The 14,625-nt window shown below is 41.9% G+C and carries 10 protein-coding genes; 7 read left to right on the top strand and 3 right to left on the bottom strand.

The genetic code is table 11. From position 1 onward, the window contains the following. Positions 1 to 9: 9 nt before the first annotated feature. Complete coding sequence (locus ACOFKR_RS15165; protein ID WP_419801641.1) at positions 10 to 3,243, bottom strand: SusC/RagA family TonB-linked outer membrane protein; 3,234 nt, start codon at positions 3,241 to 3,243, stop codon at positions 10 to 12. Positions 3,244 to 3,574: 331 nt separating this feature from the next. Continuing rightward, on the bottom strand, positions 3,575 to 4,507 hold the full coding sequence (locus tag ACOFKR_RS15160; protein WP_419801640.1) for an ion channel: 933 nt from the start codon (positions 4,505 to 4,507) through the stop codon (positions 3,575 to 3,577). 284 nt (positions 4,508 to 4,791) lie between these two features. Here ACOFKR_RS15160 and trpD point away from each other — a divergent pair, with 284 nt between their 5' ends. The 6 genes from trpD (at position 4,792) to ACOFKR_RS15130 (ending at position 9,220) form a co-directional block, all read left to right on the top strand. Beyond that, positions 4,792 to 5,781, top strand: a complete 990-nt coding sequence (gene trpD, locus ACOFKR_RS15155; RefSeq protein WP_419801639.1) for an anthranilate phosphoribosyltransferase — start codon at positions 4,792 to 4,794, stop codon at positions 5,779 to 5,781. A 5-nt stretch (positions 5,782 to 5,786) separates the two neighbouring features. Further along, complete coding sequence (locus ACOFKR_RS15150; RefSeq protein WP_419801638.1) at positions 5,787 to 6,413, top strand: phosphoribosylanthranilate isomerase; 627 nt, start codon at positions 5,787 to 5,789, stop codon at positions 6,411 to 6,413. 28 nt (positions 6,414 to 6,441) lie between these two features. After that, complete coding sequence (gene trpB / locus ACOFKR_RS15145) at positions 6,442 to 7,623, top strand: tryptophan synthase subunit beta (protein WP_419801637.1); 1,182 nt, start codon at positions 6,442 to 6,444, stop codon at positions 7,621 to 7,623. 62 nt (positions 7,624 to 7,685) lie between these two features. Beyond that, complete coding sequence (gene trpA, locus ACOFKR_RS15140; protein WP_419801636.1) at positions 7,686 to 8,480, top strand: tryptophan synthase subunit alpha; 795 nt, start codon at positions 7,686 to 7,688, stop codon at positions 8,478 to 8,480. A 144-nt stretch (positions 8,481 to 8,624) separates the two neighbouring features. Next, positions 8,625 to 8,969: a hypothetical protein gene (locus ACOFKR_RS15135; protein ID WP_419801635.1), complete on the top strand. Its 345-nt coding sequence runs from the start codon at positions 8,625 to 8,627 to the stop codon at positions 8,967 to 8,969. Between the two features lie 116 nt (positions 8,970 to 9,085). Continuing rightward, positions 9,086 to 9,220 carry a hypothetical protein gene (locus ACOFKR_RS15130; RefSeq protein WP_419801634.1) on the top strand — a complete coding sequence of 45 codons (135 nt, stop codon included), beginning with the start codon at positions 9,086 to 9,088 and terminating at the stop codon, positions 9,218 to 9,220. Between the two features lie 44 nt (positions 9,221 to 9,264). Here ACOFKR_RS15130 and ACOFKR_RS15125 read toward each other — a convergent pair whose 3' ends face one another. After that, entirely contained in the window at positions 9,265 to 9,636 is a 372-nt protein-coding gene (locus ACOFKR_RS15125) for a single-stranded DNA-binding protein (protein ID WP_419801633.1), read from the bottom strand. Positions 9,637 to 10,098: 462 nt separating this feature from the next. Here ACOFKR_RS15125 and gltB point away from each other — a divergent pair, with 462 nt between their 5' ends. Then, positions 10,099 to 14,619: a glutamate synthase large subunit gene (gltB, locus tag ACOFKR_RS15120; protein WP_419801632.1), complete on the top strand. Its 4,521-nt coding sequence runs from the start codon at positions 10,099 to 10,101 to the stop codon at positions 14,617 to 14,619. Positions 14,620 to 14,625 lie beyond the last annotated feature (6 nt).

Below are 14,625 nucleotides of genomic sequence, written 5' to 3'. Positions count from 1 at the left end.
ATTTCTTTTTTAAAAAATTACCTGAAGGTTAGCACCAAATATCCTGGTTGGAGGCGTTTGATTAGCGTTCGTTACACCAACGGCATTTGTAGCATCTAAATTATATTCAGGATCTGTGTAGGGATTGTCTTTAGGCCTGAACAAAAACATGTTTCTGCCGGTTAGTGCAAAATTTAAACCTTTAATTACTTTGGTTTTGTTTATAAATTGAGATAAATTAAAATTTAGCGTAATCTCTCTGATTTTCCAATAAGCTGCGCTGGTTACAAAAGGCGTTAATGCTGATCCATAATTTGAACCCTGCCAAAAACCATAGTTGCCATCAACAACTGGTACTGTTGTATTGGGTACATAAACACCAGGGGAGGTTTGGATCACAGAGTTAGGATAGATAAAACGTTGACGATCTGCTGATGCACTTGTTGCAGAAATACCGCCAAAATCTAAAGTTGATCCAATAGCATTGTAAATAACATATCCGCTTTTATATTCTGCAACAGCAGAAAGGGTTACAAATTTGTAATTAGCAGCCATATTTAACCCCAAAACATATTTTGGGGTTGTCCTGCCAAAATTAGTTAAACCTGAACCCAATTGCGGATAACCGGCTGTAGTACCTGTAGCATCAACCACCACTCGTCCTTGGTTGTCACGTTTGTAATCTGTACCCAATAATGAAGGATAAGGTTGGCCAACAACTGCATAAATTGAAGAGGATGCTCCGGACACTTGGAATTGAGTAGATCCGGGAAGTAAGGATACTACCTTTGAATTGTAGATGCCTAAGTTACCACCCAATTTTAAACCAATCACGTTTTTAGATGCAGAAAGTACTATGCCGTTTAACTCAAACTCATAACCACTATTGGCAATTTCGCCAGCATTAACAGTAGCTTGGTTAAAACCCGTTGAAGCTGATGTTTGAACATTCAAAGTTTGGTTCTTACTATTCTGTTTATAATAGGTGGCACTTAGATTGATTCGGTTATCCAGTAAACCTAATTCAACAGCAAATTCTTTTTCTGTAACAAACTCAGGCTCCAGTAAAGGATTGTTGTTTGTGGTGCCCAAAGATAAACCACCCAAGCCACCGTAAGGAAATCCCGGAGTTGAACTAAATGTATTATTAATAGAGTAAGGGGCAATATTAACCTGGCCTACTTTAGAAACCGCAGCCCTTAATTTACCATAAGATAAAATATTGTTGTTTTTTAATATATCGAAAGCATTTGTAAATACAAATGATCCGGAAACAGAAGGATAGAATAATGATCTTTTTGTTTTTGACAATCTAGAATCCCAATCATTTCTTCCGGTTGCCTGTATAAATGCGAAGTCTTTATAACCGATGTTTAATGCTCCATAAACACCTATTTGGCGAATAAGATAGTCGGCTTCTGAAACTGTCGGAGCACCAGAGATCAAACCAATATTGTAAAAGCCCGGAATTAATAGATTTGAACTCTGATCATTTTGAGTGCGGGCTTTTGATTGCCAAATGGTATTGCCTAACAGTAAATCTGTTTTAAAATCATCAAAAAAAGTATGATTAAATTTCAAGAAAATGTCTTGTTGTAAACGTGATAAACCTTGCGCATTAGTTGTATTCAGGTTGGTTGTACCATCACCGTACTGGGTATAATCCTGAACAAATCCAGGGGATTTGGCAGCTTTGCCATAACGAGATGGAATGTTACTTACACCAAGCGGATCTGAAGCGGCATAAGAAGAAAACTGGACTTCCTTACGTGTATATTTATAGTTGTTTACACCAAAGTTTTGAGACAAGCGATAAGTTGCATCAAACCATTTTGTAGGTTTAACATTTAAGCTGATATTGCCTAAAAAAGTATCACCTTTACGATTAATCCTTGAATTTTTAATCTGCCAGTAAGGATTTACACTATAAGCACTATAAAAATCATTCGGATTATAGAACTTGCTATTGTCTCCCTGAGCTAAATCATCAATATTGATGAAAGCCGGCATTTGAAATAAGTTGGCATATAAAATCTGAGTAGTTGCATTTGTTGAATAGTTGATACCGTAGGTACTTGAGCTCGAGTTTGTATAACCAACAGAATAATCAAGTTTAAAAATTTTATAGGTTTTTGTACCTGATGCACGTAAAGCTGTTCTTTTAGAAAGATCATCCGGCACAACACCTTTGGTATAAACATTCTGAGCAGAAAAATAAAAATTATTATCTGCATTACCAGTTTGATATGAAAGATCATTCTGTTCTGTATAACCTGTATTAAAAAAAGCTTTGATCGGGCTTTTAGGTAAAGGAGAATAGGTAATGATGTTTTTTTCTCCGTTAGCAAGTGGAGCACCCAACTGGTATTGGGCACCATTATAAGCAGGGCCATACAGCTGATTTTCATATCCGGTAAACAACGGGAAACCTGTGTTTGGGTCACGAAAACCATCTGCTACCGTTTCACCACCATAAGGGCCAAATTTCGTTTGGATAGCCGGAAAATATGATACCTTATTAATTTGAAATGAATTAGAATAGGTGATTTTTGATATATCAGAAGAAGAACCTCTTTTTGTGGTTATAATTAATGCCCCGTTTGAAGCCTCAGAACCGTATAATGCAGCTGCACTGGCTCCTTTTAAAACTGTTACATCTTGTACATCGTTTGGGTTAATTGAGTTTAAAGTACCATTAGGTACCGGAACACCGTCTAAAACAATTAATGCATTGTTGTTGCCATTGATGGACCTTGCACCACGTAAAGTAATTCTTACTGAAGGATCAATGCCATTATTAATGGTATTGATTTGCAAACCTGCTACTTTGGCTGTTAATCCGTTTGCAATGTTTGTTACGTTAGTTGCTGTTAAATCTTTAGCACTTACAGTAGTAGTGGAATAACCAAGTTCTTTGGCTTGTCTTTTAACACCTAACGCACCGGTAACAACTACCTCCCCAAGCTGTCGGGTAGATGCTGTCAACGTTGCATTTACAACTGACCCTGTATTAGGCTTGTTTAAGGTTTGATAACCAATAAAAGTAAAAATCAACGTACCACTGGCTGGTACATTGATAGAGTATTTCCCGTTAACACCAGTAACAGTCCCAATAGTTGTTCCCTGTACCCGTACGCTTACTCCCGGAAGTGGCAACCCATCTTCTTTTGCTGTAACTGTACCCGTAACCGTGCGATTCTGTGCAAAAACCTGCGAGGCAAATAAGAGCAAGAAAACTACACTTACATGTAGAAGTTTTTTCATGTTTTGTTTAATTAATTAAGTTTTAGATGTTAAATATTGTTAAAGTTAGCAAGTAAACTATAAACATTATAATTTATTATCAAAAATTTAATAAAAACAAGTGATTGTTATAAAAGTACCATAAAACACGTTTTTGTTGGATCAAATTAAATTTAAGGGTAAGTTGTTTAAATTTTCTTAAACTAATTTATCTATGCTTCTTTTATCACCTAAAAAATAGGGAAGCACTTTTTACTTTTGTAAAGATCAGGCCACAGCCCCAAATTATAGTGGTAAAAGATGCATCAGGGTTTTTATAAATTAAATTTAAACAGATATTAAACAATAATAATTATAGGATTTCCAGCGCGTCGATTTTGTGCAATTCCAGAATATTTACCCCGCGGTCGTCCTGGGAAATGGCTGAAATAAAACTGGCGCCCCAAATCACTTCTTCATCGGTGTAAGACGTGCGCGAATGCACCGTTTGCGAAAAACTATCATCAAATGCTTTCAACATCACCACAAATTCAGCTTCACTGCTTTTTAAAAATCCGCTGTCCATGGTTTTTAGCGGACTGTCTTCGGTAATCGGGTGCACAACCGTCCAGCTTAAGGTAAGCAAGCCAATCCTTTTCCGCTCTAATTCAAGTTGTAAAAACTGCCTGACAGATTTGTTGTCCACCATTGCGTTGTAGGTAAGGTTGACCGAAACTTCTACATCAACTAATTGGTTGCTCCGGAAATTGGCCAGCCGGAACATTAAACCGGTCATGTCTTTGTAAGGAGCCACCACCATATTTTTACTGTATTTTATTTTGGCTGACGGCCTGGAAAACCGGCCATAGAGCAAGCCGGTTGCCAGGGCGAAACTGAGCAGGCCGATCAGCGATTCTAAAGCTGCTACCAAACTGCTTGCCAAGTCGTCCGGACTAATATGACCGTAACCAACCGTGGAAATAGTTTGTGCCGAAAAGAAAAAAGCATCCATAAAATGCTGAAAATCTGTTCCATGGGGTTTAATGCCGTCTAGGTTTTCAATCCCTAAACTTAAATAAATCAAGGCGAAGAAAATATTGATCAGCACGTAAGCAACAAAAACCATCAGGTTAAAAGAACCCCAGCTTATGTTGATTAAGGCATTGTATATATCGGCCGTGCGAAAAAGAGGCGTTCCGGTGCGGTGGATATTGGCAGAACCATCCCGGTTGATTACCCGCTGGTTGTGCAGCACCGGCTGCAAGCCTAAGCCTAAATCGTCCTGAACTTTTGGTTTTGTTTCCATATTTGGGTCAATGCTTCTTTTACGGGTATAAAATTGGTTTCAAATAAAACAGATTTTGGGCAACGCCGAAACAATATCAAAAAGAAATATCACAAAACGATGATGCTGTTTTTACCACTGTTTTTTTGGTCATCGGGTTTAAATGTAAGGATTGGTTTGTGTAGCCTTTATTTTTTTTGATCTTTGTTATCTTTCAATTTGCCGGGTTTAAATTAAGCCCGTAAAACAAAAACAAGCAATCTGACCATTGCTTTTAGCAGCTGTTCAATCTACCAAAAATCTACATGAAAGCCATCTTAAACTATTTATTTGAAAACAGAAGTTTTACGAAGGAAGAATCAAAAAACATCCTGATCAACATGGCGCGCGGACAATATAATCAGTCGCAGATGGCAGCTTTTATTACCGCTTATTGTATGCGCAGCAGCACTGTAGATGAACTGGAAGGGTTTAGGGATGCCCTGCTGGAAATGTGTTTGCCGGTTGATTTGGAAACAGAAAACCTGATTGATTTATGCGGCACCGGCGGTGATGGCAAAGATACTTTCAACATTTCCACGCTGGCCTCGTTTGTGGTGGCCGGGGCGGGTTATCCGGTGGCCAAACATGGCAATTACGGCGTTTCTTCCGGTTCGGGTTCCTCTAATGTGATGGAATATCTGGGTTACCGGTTTACCAGCAACCAGGATCAGCTTAAAAAAAACATTGCTACGGCCGGGATTTGTTTTCTGCACGCGCCGCTTTTTAATCCGGCCATGAAAATCATCGCCCCGATCCGCAAAGAACTGGCCGTAAAAACATTTTTTAACATGCTCGGGCCGATGGTGAACCCGGCAAAACCCAAAAACCAGATGGTTGGGGTTTTCAGTTTGGAGCTGGCCCGGGTTTACAATTACCTGTACCAAAAAACCGATAAAAATTATACCGTTGTGCACGCTTTAGACGGTTATGACGAAATTTCGCTGACAGGCGGTTTCAAAACCTTTTCTAATGCCGGCGAGCAGGTTTATCAGCTTAAAGATTTGGGTTTTGCAAGGCTTGACCCGGCCCAAATCAGCAGTGGCCACACCGTGCCCGAAGCAGCAGCTGTTTTTACCAATGTTTTAAACAATACCGCTACCGCGGCCCAAACCACTGTGGTGCTTTGCAACGCGGCAATGGCCATCAAAACAAGCTGCCCCGAAAAATCATTTGCTGCCTGTTTTGACGAAGCAAATGTATCTTTTCAAAACAAAAAAGCCTTAAACAGTTTTAAATTATTATTGCAAAATTAAAGAAGATGAAAATTAAAGTTTGCGGTATGAAATTTCCGGAAAACATCCGGGAAGTTGCGGCTTTAGGGCCTGATTTTTTTGGGTTGATTTTTTATCCGCATTCGCCGCGTTTTGTGGGTTATGAAGTGAATGAAGAATTGGCAATGCTTCGTTTACCGGCAAAAAAAGTAGGTGTTTTTGTGGATAAGGATTTTACTACGATCAAAAGTATTATCGAAAAATATCAGCTTGATCTGGTGCAGCTGCACGGAAACGAATCCGCAGAAACCTGTGCCGCTTTGCAAAAAACGGTAGGCGTGATCAAAGCTTTCGGGGTAGATGAAAACTTTGATTTCGATCATCTCAAAACTTATGAAAATTCTGTTGATTATTTTTTGTTTGATACCAAAACACCCGTTCATGGCGGATCGGGAAAAAGTTTCGACTGGCATGTTTTGGAAAATTATAAACTCAACGTCCCGTTTTTTGTGAGCGGCGGTCTGGGGATTGAAAACATCAAAGCAGTGTTAAAATTTAAACATCCTGCCTTTTACGGGCTGGATTTAAACAGCCGGTTTGAAGACGAACCCGGCGTAAAAAATATTGAAAAACTGAAGGAAGCTTTCGATTTGATCAAAGCTGAAAACGTGTAAACTTCCTTCAAAACAAAACCTTTGGATAATGAAATTTGGTGTAGATGAACAAGGTTATTACGGTGATTTTGGAGGTGCGTACATCCCCGAAATGCTGTACCCGAATATTGAAGAATTAAGGCAGCAATACCTGGAAATCACAACGGATGCTGTTTTTATCGATGAATTTAATCAGTTGATGCGGGATTACGTTGGCCGGCCGTCGCCTTTGTATTTTGCAAAACGCACTTCGGATTTGTATGGTGCCAGCATTTATTTTAAGCGCGAAGATCTAAACCATACCGGTTCGCACAAAATCAACAACGCCATCGGCCAGATTTTGCTGGCGCAGCGGCTGGGCAAAAAACGCATCATTGCTGAAACCGGTGCCGGTCAGCACGGTGTGGCAACCGCTACGGTTTGTGCTTTAAAAAATATAGAATGTGTGGTTTACATGGGCGAAGTGGATATTGAACGGCAGGCACCAAACGTGGCCCGGATGAAAATGCTGGGCGCAACCGTTATCCCTGCAACTTCGGGCAGTAAAACGCTGAAGGATGCCACCAACGAGGCCATGCGCGACTGGATCAACAACCCGGAAGATACGCATTATATCATCGGCTCGGTAGTTGGGCCGTACCCGTATCCGGAAATGGTGGCACGTTTCCAGGCCATTATTTCCCAGGAAACCCGCAAACAATTATTGCAGCAAACCGGTAGCGAACTGCCTGATTATGCGGTGGCCTGCGTAGGCGGCGGCAGCAATGCAATGGGTATGTTTTACCATTTTCTGGATGAACCAAGTGTGAAGTTAGTTGCGGTGGAAGCGGCCGGAAAAGGTATAGATACAGGCGAATCCGCAGCAACCACTTTTTTGGGCAGAGAAGGTGTTTTGCATGGCAGCCGCACTATTTTAATGCAAACTGATGACGGACAAGTGGTAGAACCTTATTCCATTTCTGCCGGTTTGGATTATCCCGGGATCGGGCCGCAGCACGCACATCTGTATAAAATAAAACGTGCTGAATATGTGAGCATTACGGATGATGAAGCAATGGAAGCCGGTTTGGAATGTTCCCGGTTAGAAGGTATTATCCCGGCAATAGAAACCGCACACGCCCTGGCCCAGCTTAAAAAAATGAAGTTTAAAGGTGATGAAACAGTGGTAATTTGCCTTTCCGGCCGCGGCGACAAGGATTTAACAACGTATATCAAGCATTTCGGATTTTAAAATGATACTGTTTTTATGCCGATAAAAACAGTATCGGCCAAAAATCCACCTCAACCTAAAATATGACGAACCGGCTAAACCAGCTTTTCTCTGCCAAAAAAGAAAACCTTTTATCGATTTATTACACAGCTGGTTTTCCGGGATTAAACTCGACAGTTGATATCGCCGAAGCTTTGGAAAAAGCAGGTGTGGATTTTCTGGAAATCGGTTTCCCGTATTCTGACCCGGTGGCAGACGGGCCAACCATCCAGCATAGCTCGCAAACGGCTTTGGACAATGGCATGAACCTGAATTTGCTTTTTGAACAGCTGAAAGATTTGCGGAGACGAGTTACCATCCCGATTTTGCTAATGGGTTATTTTAACCCGGTGGTACAGTTTGGGGTTGAAAAGTTTTGTATAAAAGCAGTTGAAGTTGGTGCCGATGGCGTGATCATCCCGGATTTGCCAATGTATGAATATGAAAGTTTGTACAAAAATCATTTCATCGATAATAACCTGAGCAATATTTTTTTGGTTACACCGGTTACTTCGGAAGACCGGATACGCAAAATTGATGCGCTGAGCCAAAGCTTTATTTACCTGCTTTCTTCATCTTCCATCACCGGGAAAAACCTGGAAGTTTCTGATACGGTAGAACTTTATTTTGAGCGGATCAAAAACATGCACTTAAAAAATCCTGCAGTGATTGGTTTCGGGATTTCCGGCCATGCGGCGTTTACAAAAGCTTGTAAATATGCAAACGGTGCTATTGTAGGAAGTGCGTTTGTAAAAATGCTGGCCCGGGAAAAAGATTATCTGGACAAAATCCCGGCGTTTATCGATCAGATTAAAAATGGAGTTGCGGCAACTGTTTAAATTTAAAACCGATACTTCTTTTATCACCTCTTTTTTTGGGTTGATACCAGTTTTTAGCCGATAAAAACAGCATTGCGTTTTTGTCACAAAAATTTGGTTTGATGCTTGCAACTATAAGTTTGAACAACAAAAAAATTCAAACTTATGAACACTGATACTTCCGCCAAAATCATCAACCAAACTACCCAGCACTTGGCCAGCGGCCATACGGTTTCTTTGCTTTTTCATTATCAGGCCAGCCTTAAAATTGGTGATGTGATTGAAGTAACCGCTCAATCAAAAGATATGCAACTGCTTGCGCCACAGCATGATGAAGATTATTATGCCTTTGATTTAGAGGTTTGGGACGATCGCATCCGCTTGTATTGTGATACTAAAAAGGTTTTGCTAAGTGATAATCAACAAGAGGTTTTCTCTTTTAAAATCAGGGATATTTCGCTTTTTTCAAATCGGTTTATCAACAATAATTCCCAAAAGATGTATAACTGATTCCCCGGTTTGGTCGGGTTATTCCCCGTTTTAGAAAAGGCTGCTGATTCAATAATCGCAGCAAATCAAAACAAATGCAACATTTTATGTTTTAAACTGAAAATAAAACTACAATTATGGCAATCGAACCGGAAAATCAGGAAAAAAACGAAACCGACCAACAAAATAATGAAGAATTGGCCAAGCAAATCCCAACGGTAACCCCGGATGAGGACAACTTGGAACCAACCCAGGAAAAAGAAGATAACTGATAAAAAAGTGCAGCCCAAACTGCACTTTTTTTATGATCTGAGCATCAGGCTTTTAAGTTTTCCAAGCCATCAACACTTACAAAATCTGTTTTACGGCCTAACAGTTTAAAATTTTCTGCCACTATTTCTGTTGTGTGTTTTTTTACGCCTTCCCTGGATTCAAAAGAGCGTGTTTTAAGTTTCCCTTCAATGTAAACCAATTTGCCTTTGCTTAACATTTGCTGCGCGATATCGGCCAGTCCGCGCCACAAAACAATATTGTGCCACTCGGTCAGTTCTGTTTTTTTACCGTCTTTTAGGGCTACTTCCGATGTTGCTAATGGGAAACTGGCCACGGCCACGCCATCATCTAAATGCCTGTACTCAGGGTCTTTACCTAAATGCCCTACTAAAATTACTTTGTTGATGCCCGACATAGTTTTAATTTTTAGTTCATAAAATCGCTATAAATCATTAGTAAAAGCACGGCAAGTAATAAGGTTTTTGAACAGCTAAATCATAGCGTTGTTAATAGAAACCGGATTATTGGCTTAAAGTTTTAGGATTGTGCACACAGGATTTACAAGAATTTATTTTAGAATGCTTCTTTTACCACCTAAAAATTAGTGAAGCATAAATTACTTTTTATAAGCCGCTGATGCAGCCACCAATTTTTAGGTGGTAAAAGAAGCATCAAAGATTTTTCAGCTGCGGGCTTAAACCGCCATTTGTTGTCAAAATAATAAAATAAGCCAGTTCTGTTAACTATACTTTAAAAGATTGCTGTTTGAATAAGCATTTTTAGGGATTTCTCAAAAATTAGCTTGGATTGTGAAACTGAACCAAAGGAAACATATATTCGTGTTACAAGCTATAATTTATTTCTTCTAAAATAAGCAATGGAGCAACTCAAAACTGATCAGCAAGGATTGTACGACCCGCAATTTGAACGCGATGCCTGCGGGACCGGGTTTATAGCACATATCAACGGGCATAAATCACACCGGATTATTGCGGATGCGCTGACCATGCTGGAAAACATGGAGCACCGCGGTGCCTGTGGCTGTGATCCGGATTCGGGCGATGGTGCCGGTTTGCTGATTCAGATTCCGCATGGTTTTTTGCTGGATGAATGCACTGCTGATGAAATTTTACTGAAAGAACCCGGCGATTACGGTATCGGGATGTTGTTTTTACCTAAAGATTCGGGCATAAAAAAAGCATGTCGCGCCATCATTCAGCAATCTTGTGACAAATTAGGTTTTCGGATTTTAGGTTACCGCAAAGTACCGGTTGATTCTGCCGTGATCGGTGAAACTGCCCGCACTGCCGAACCGGGCGTAGAACAATTGTTTATCGCGCGGCCACAGCACATTCATAATGCGGATGATTTTGAACGCAAATTGTATGTATTGCGCCGTTTAATCACCAAAACAGTTGCCGAAAGTATTAAAACCGGTGTCGAGCATTTTTATTTCACCTCTTTTTCGTGTAAAATTATTGTTTACAAAGGGCAGTTGACCACGTATCAGGTCCGCCAGTATTATACCGATCTGCGCGATGAACGCGTTACTTCCGGTTTCGGGATGATCCATTCGCGGTTTTCCACCAATACGTTTCCTTCCTGGAAGTTGGCTCAGCCTTTTCGTTTTCTGGCGCACAACGGCGAAATCAATACGCTTACCGGTAATTTAAACTGGTTTTATTCGGGCATCCGTTCTTACGTTTCCCCGTTTTTTACCAAAGAAGAAATGGAGATCTTGTTTCCGGTGGTGGATGATAACCAGTCCGATTCTGCGTGTCTGGACAATGTGATTGAACTATTATATCATTCCGGCCGTTCGCTGCCGCATGTAATGATGATGCTGGTGCCCGAAGCCTGGGACGGCAATGAGCAAATGGATCCGCTAAAAAAATCATTTTACGAGTACCATGCTACACTAATGGAACCGTGGGACGGCCCGGCAGCTTTAAATTTTACTGACGGAAAAATTATTGGTGCGCTGCTGGACCGGAACGGTTTGCGCCCGCTGCGTTATGTGGTAACCAACGATGGCCGTGTAATTGTTGCTTCGGAAGCTGGCGTTTTGCCGTTGGATGAAACCACGGTGATAAAAAAAGGCAGGTTGCAACCGGGCAAAATGTTTTTGGTGGATACCACACAAGGCAAAATCATCACCGATGATGAAATAAAAAAACAGATCACCAGTCGGCAGCCATACGGCAACTGGCTTGAAAATTACAAAATACGGCTGGATGAACTGGCCGAGCCGCGGGTATCTTTCACCAATCTGTCCAAAGAATCCGTTTTTAAATACCAGCAGGTTTTTGGTTACACGCGGGAAGATATTGAAACCATTATCAAGCCAATGGCAACCGATGGTAAAGAACCGATCGGTTCTATGGGAACGGATGTGCCGCTGGCCGTACTGTCAGATCGGCCACAGCATATTTCAAGTTATTTTAAGCAGTTTTTTGCACAGGTCACCAATCCGCCGATTGATCCTATCCGGGAGCGTTTGGTGATGAGTTTGGTAACTTTTATCGGTAATAATGGCAATTTGCTTGACGAGGACAAAATGCACTGCCATTGTGTGGAACATATCCAGCCGATCCTGCATGATTATGAATTAGAAAAGCTGCGCAGTATCGATACCGGCTTGTTTCATGCCAAAACCTTGCAAACTTATTTTAAGGCAGATAATTTGCCCGGTTCGCTGGAAAACGGCTTAAACCGGCTTTGTCGCTACGCAGAAGATGCCGTTCAGGATGGCTTTGAAGTGCTGATTTTATCCGATCGGGCCATTGATTCTGAACATGCGCCGATCCCTTCTTTGCTGGCCGTTTCCGCCATTCATCACCACTTGATCAAAAAAGGCTTACGCGGGGCCGTAGGTTTAGTAGTTGAGGCAGGCGATATTTGGGAAGTGCATCATTTTGCCTGTTTACTAGCTTTTGGTGCCACGGCCATCAACCCGTACCTGGCATTGGCCACCATCAACACTTTATCCAAAGAAGGAAAGATGGAAAGTACGCTGGATGTTCCTTCGCTTTCTAAAAACTATATTAAAGCCATTTGCGATGGTTTACTTAAGATTTTCTCTAAAATGGGGATTTCTACTTTACAATCTTATCACGGTTCACAGGTTTTTGAAATTTTGGGGATCAATAAAGAGGTTGTCAGTAAATACTTCACCGGCGGCATTACGCGTATCGGTGGTTTGGGTTTGGATGAAATTGCCCGCGAAACCTTATGCAAGCACGTAAACGGTTTCAACAGTTCTAAAAAAGAAACTCAGTTACTGCCCGAAGGCGGTATTTACCAGTGGAAACGCAGGGGAGAAGCACATTTGTTCAATCCGGAAACGGTGCATTTGCTGCAACATGCCACCCGCACGCAGGATTATGATATTTATAAAAAATATGCCAAACTGATCAACGAGCAAACCGAAAAGATGTACACCATCCGCGGCTTGCTGGATTTTGCGCATCATCGGGAATCCGTTTCTATTGATGAAGTAGAACCGATTGAAAGCATCATGAAGCGTTTTGCAACCGGGGCAATGTCTTTCGGTTCCATTTCTCACGAAGCGCACAGTACAATTGCCATTGCCATGAACCGGATCGGCGGTAAAAGCAATACCGGCGAAGGTGGCGAAGATGAAATCCGTTATGTACCGCTGGAAAACGGTGATTCCATGCGTTCCTCCATCAAACAAATTGCTTCGGCGCGTTTTGGGGTAACATCCAACTATTTAACCAATGCCGATGAACTGCAGATCAAAATGGCGCAAGGTGCAAAACCGGGGGAAGGCGGACAATTGCCGGGCCATAAAGTAGATGATTGGATTGCCAGGGTGCGCCATGCAACGCCGGGTGTTGGTTTAATCTCTCCGCCGCCGCACCATGATATTTACTCGATTGAAGATTTGGCGCAGTTGATCTTCGACCTGAAAAATGCCAATCGTGCAGCCCGGATCAATGTAAAACTGGTTTCTAAAGCAGGCGTAGGTACAATTGCTGCAGGTGTGGCAAAAGCACACGCAGATGTAATTTTGATTGCCGGTAGCGATGGCGGAACAGGTGCTTCACCGATCAGTTCCGTAAAACATGCCGGTTTGCCTTGGGAATTAGGTTTATCCGAAGCACATCAAACATTAGTTCGGAACAAGTTGAGAAGCCGCGTAGTTCTGCAGGCCGACGGTCAGATGAAAACCGGAAAAGATTTGGCCATTGCCGCTTTACTGGGTGCAGAAGAATGGGGCGTTGCCACGGCGGCTTTGGTTGCCGGTGGTTGCATTATGATGCGGAAATGCCATTTGAACACTTGCCCGGTCGGTGTGGCTACACAAGACCCTGATTTACGGAAACTATTTAGCGGAAGGCCGGAACACGTGGTCAACCTGTTTCAGTTTTTGGCAGAAGAACTACGCGAAATAATGGCCGAATTAGGTTTCAAAACCATTAATGAGATGGTTGGCCGCGTTCAGTTTTTAAAAGTCAGGGAAAGTTTAGGCCATTGGAAAGCTAAAACCATTGATCTGACGGCTTTGCTGCACCCGGTAAGCAATCCGCGCGAAATGACTTTGTACAACAGTGAAAAACAGGACCATGGCCTGGATGATATCATCGACTGGAAATTATTTGAACAGGCAAAACCGGCCCTGGAAAACCTGACGCCGGTATATGCTTCTTTTACCGTTAAAAATACAGACCGCACGGTTGGTACTTTGTTATCCAACGAAATTTCTAAAATTTACGGTTCGCCGGGTTTGCCTGCCGGTTTGATCAATTATAAATTTACCGGTTCTGCCGGACAAAGTTTTGGTGCTTTTTCTACCAAAGGAATTTCTTTTGAGCTGGAAGGTGAGGCCAATGATTACGTTGGAAAAGGTCTTTGCGGTGCACAAATCGCAATTTATCCCCCTAAAAACAGTACGTTTAAAGCCGAAGAAAATATTTTGGTTGGCAACGTGGTGCTTTACGGTGCCACTTCCGGGGAATTGTTTATCCGCGGACAGGCAGGTGAACGTTTTGCCGTTCGGAACTCCGGTGCCACGGCGGTTGTGGAAGGAATTGGCGATCACGGTTGCGAATACATGACCGGCGGCCGCGCTTTAATCCTCGGAAAAACCGGGCGGAATTTTGCGGCCGGCATGAGCGGCGGCATTGCCTGGGTTTATGATGAAGACCAATCTTTCCGCGAAAACTGCAACAAAGAAATGGTTGATCTGGATACTTTAGACCATGCGGATGAAGATGAAATCATTAGTTTATTACGTAAACATGTCCAATTAACGCAAAGCGAAGTTGCGCAGGATTTGTTAAACAACTGGCAGTCAGCGGCATTTCGGTTTATTAAAGTATTCCCGAAAGAATACAAAAAAGTTTTACAGCAAAAAGAGCCTTTAACAATCTGATCATAA

This window comes from Mucilaginibacter sp., assembly GCF_965201005.1.
Taxonomy (GTDB): domain Bacteria; phylum Bacteroidota; class Bacteroidia; order Sphingobacteriales; family Sphingobacteriaceae; genus Mucilaginibacter_A.
The sequence above is the reverse complement of the archived record's forward strand: the minus strand, read 5'-3'. Positions and strand labels throughout refer to the sequence as shown.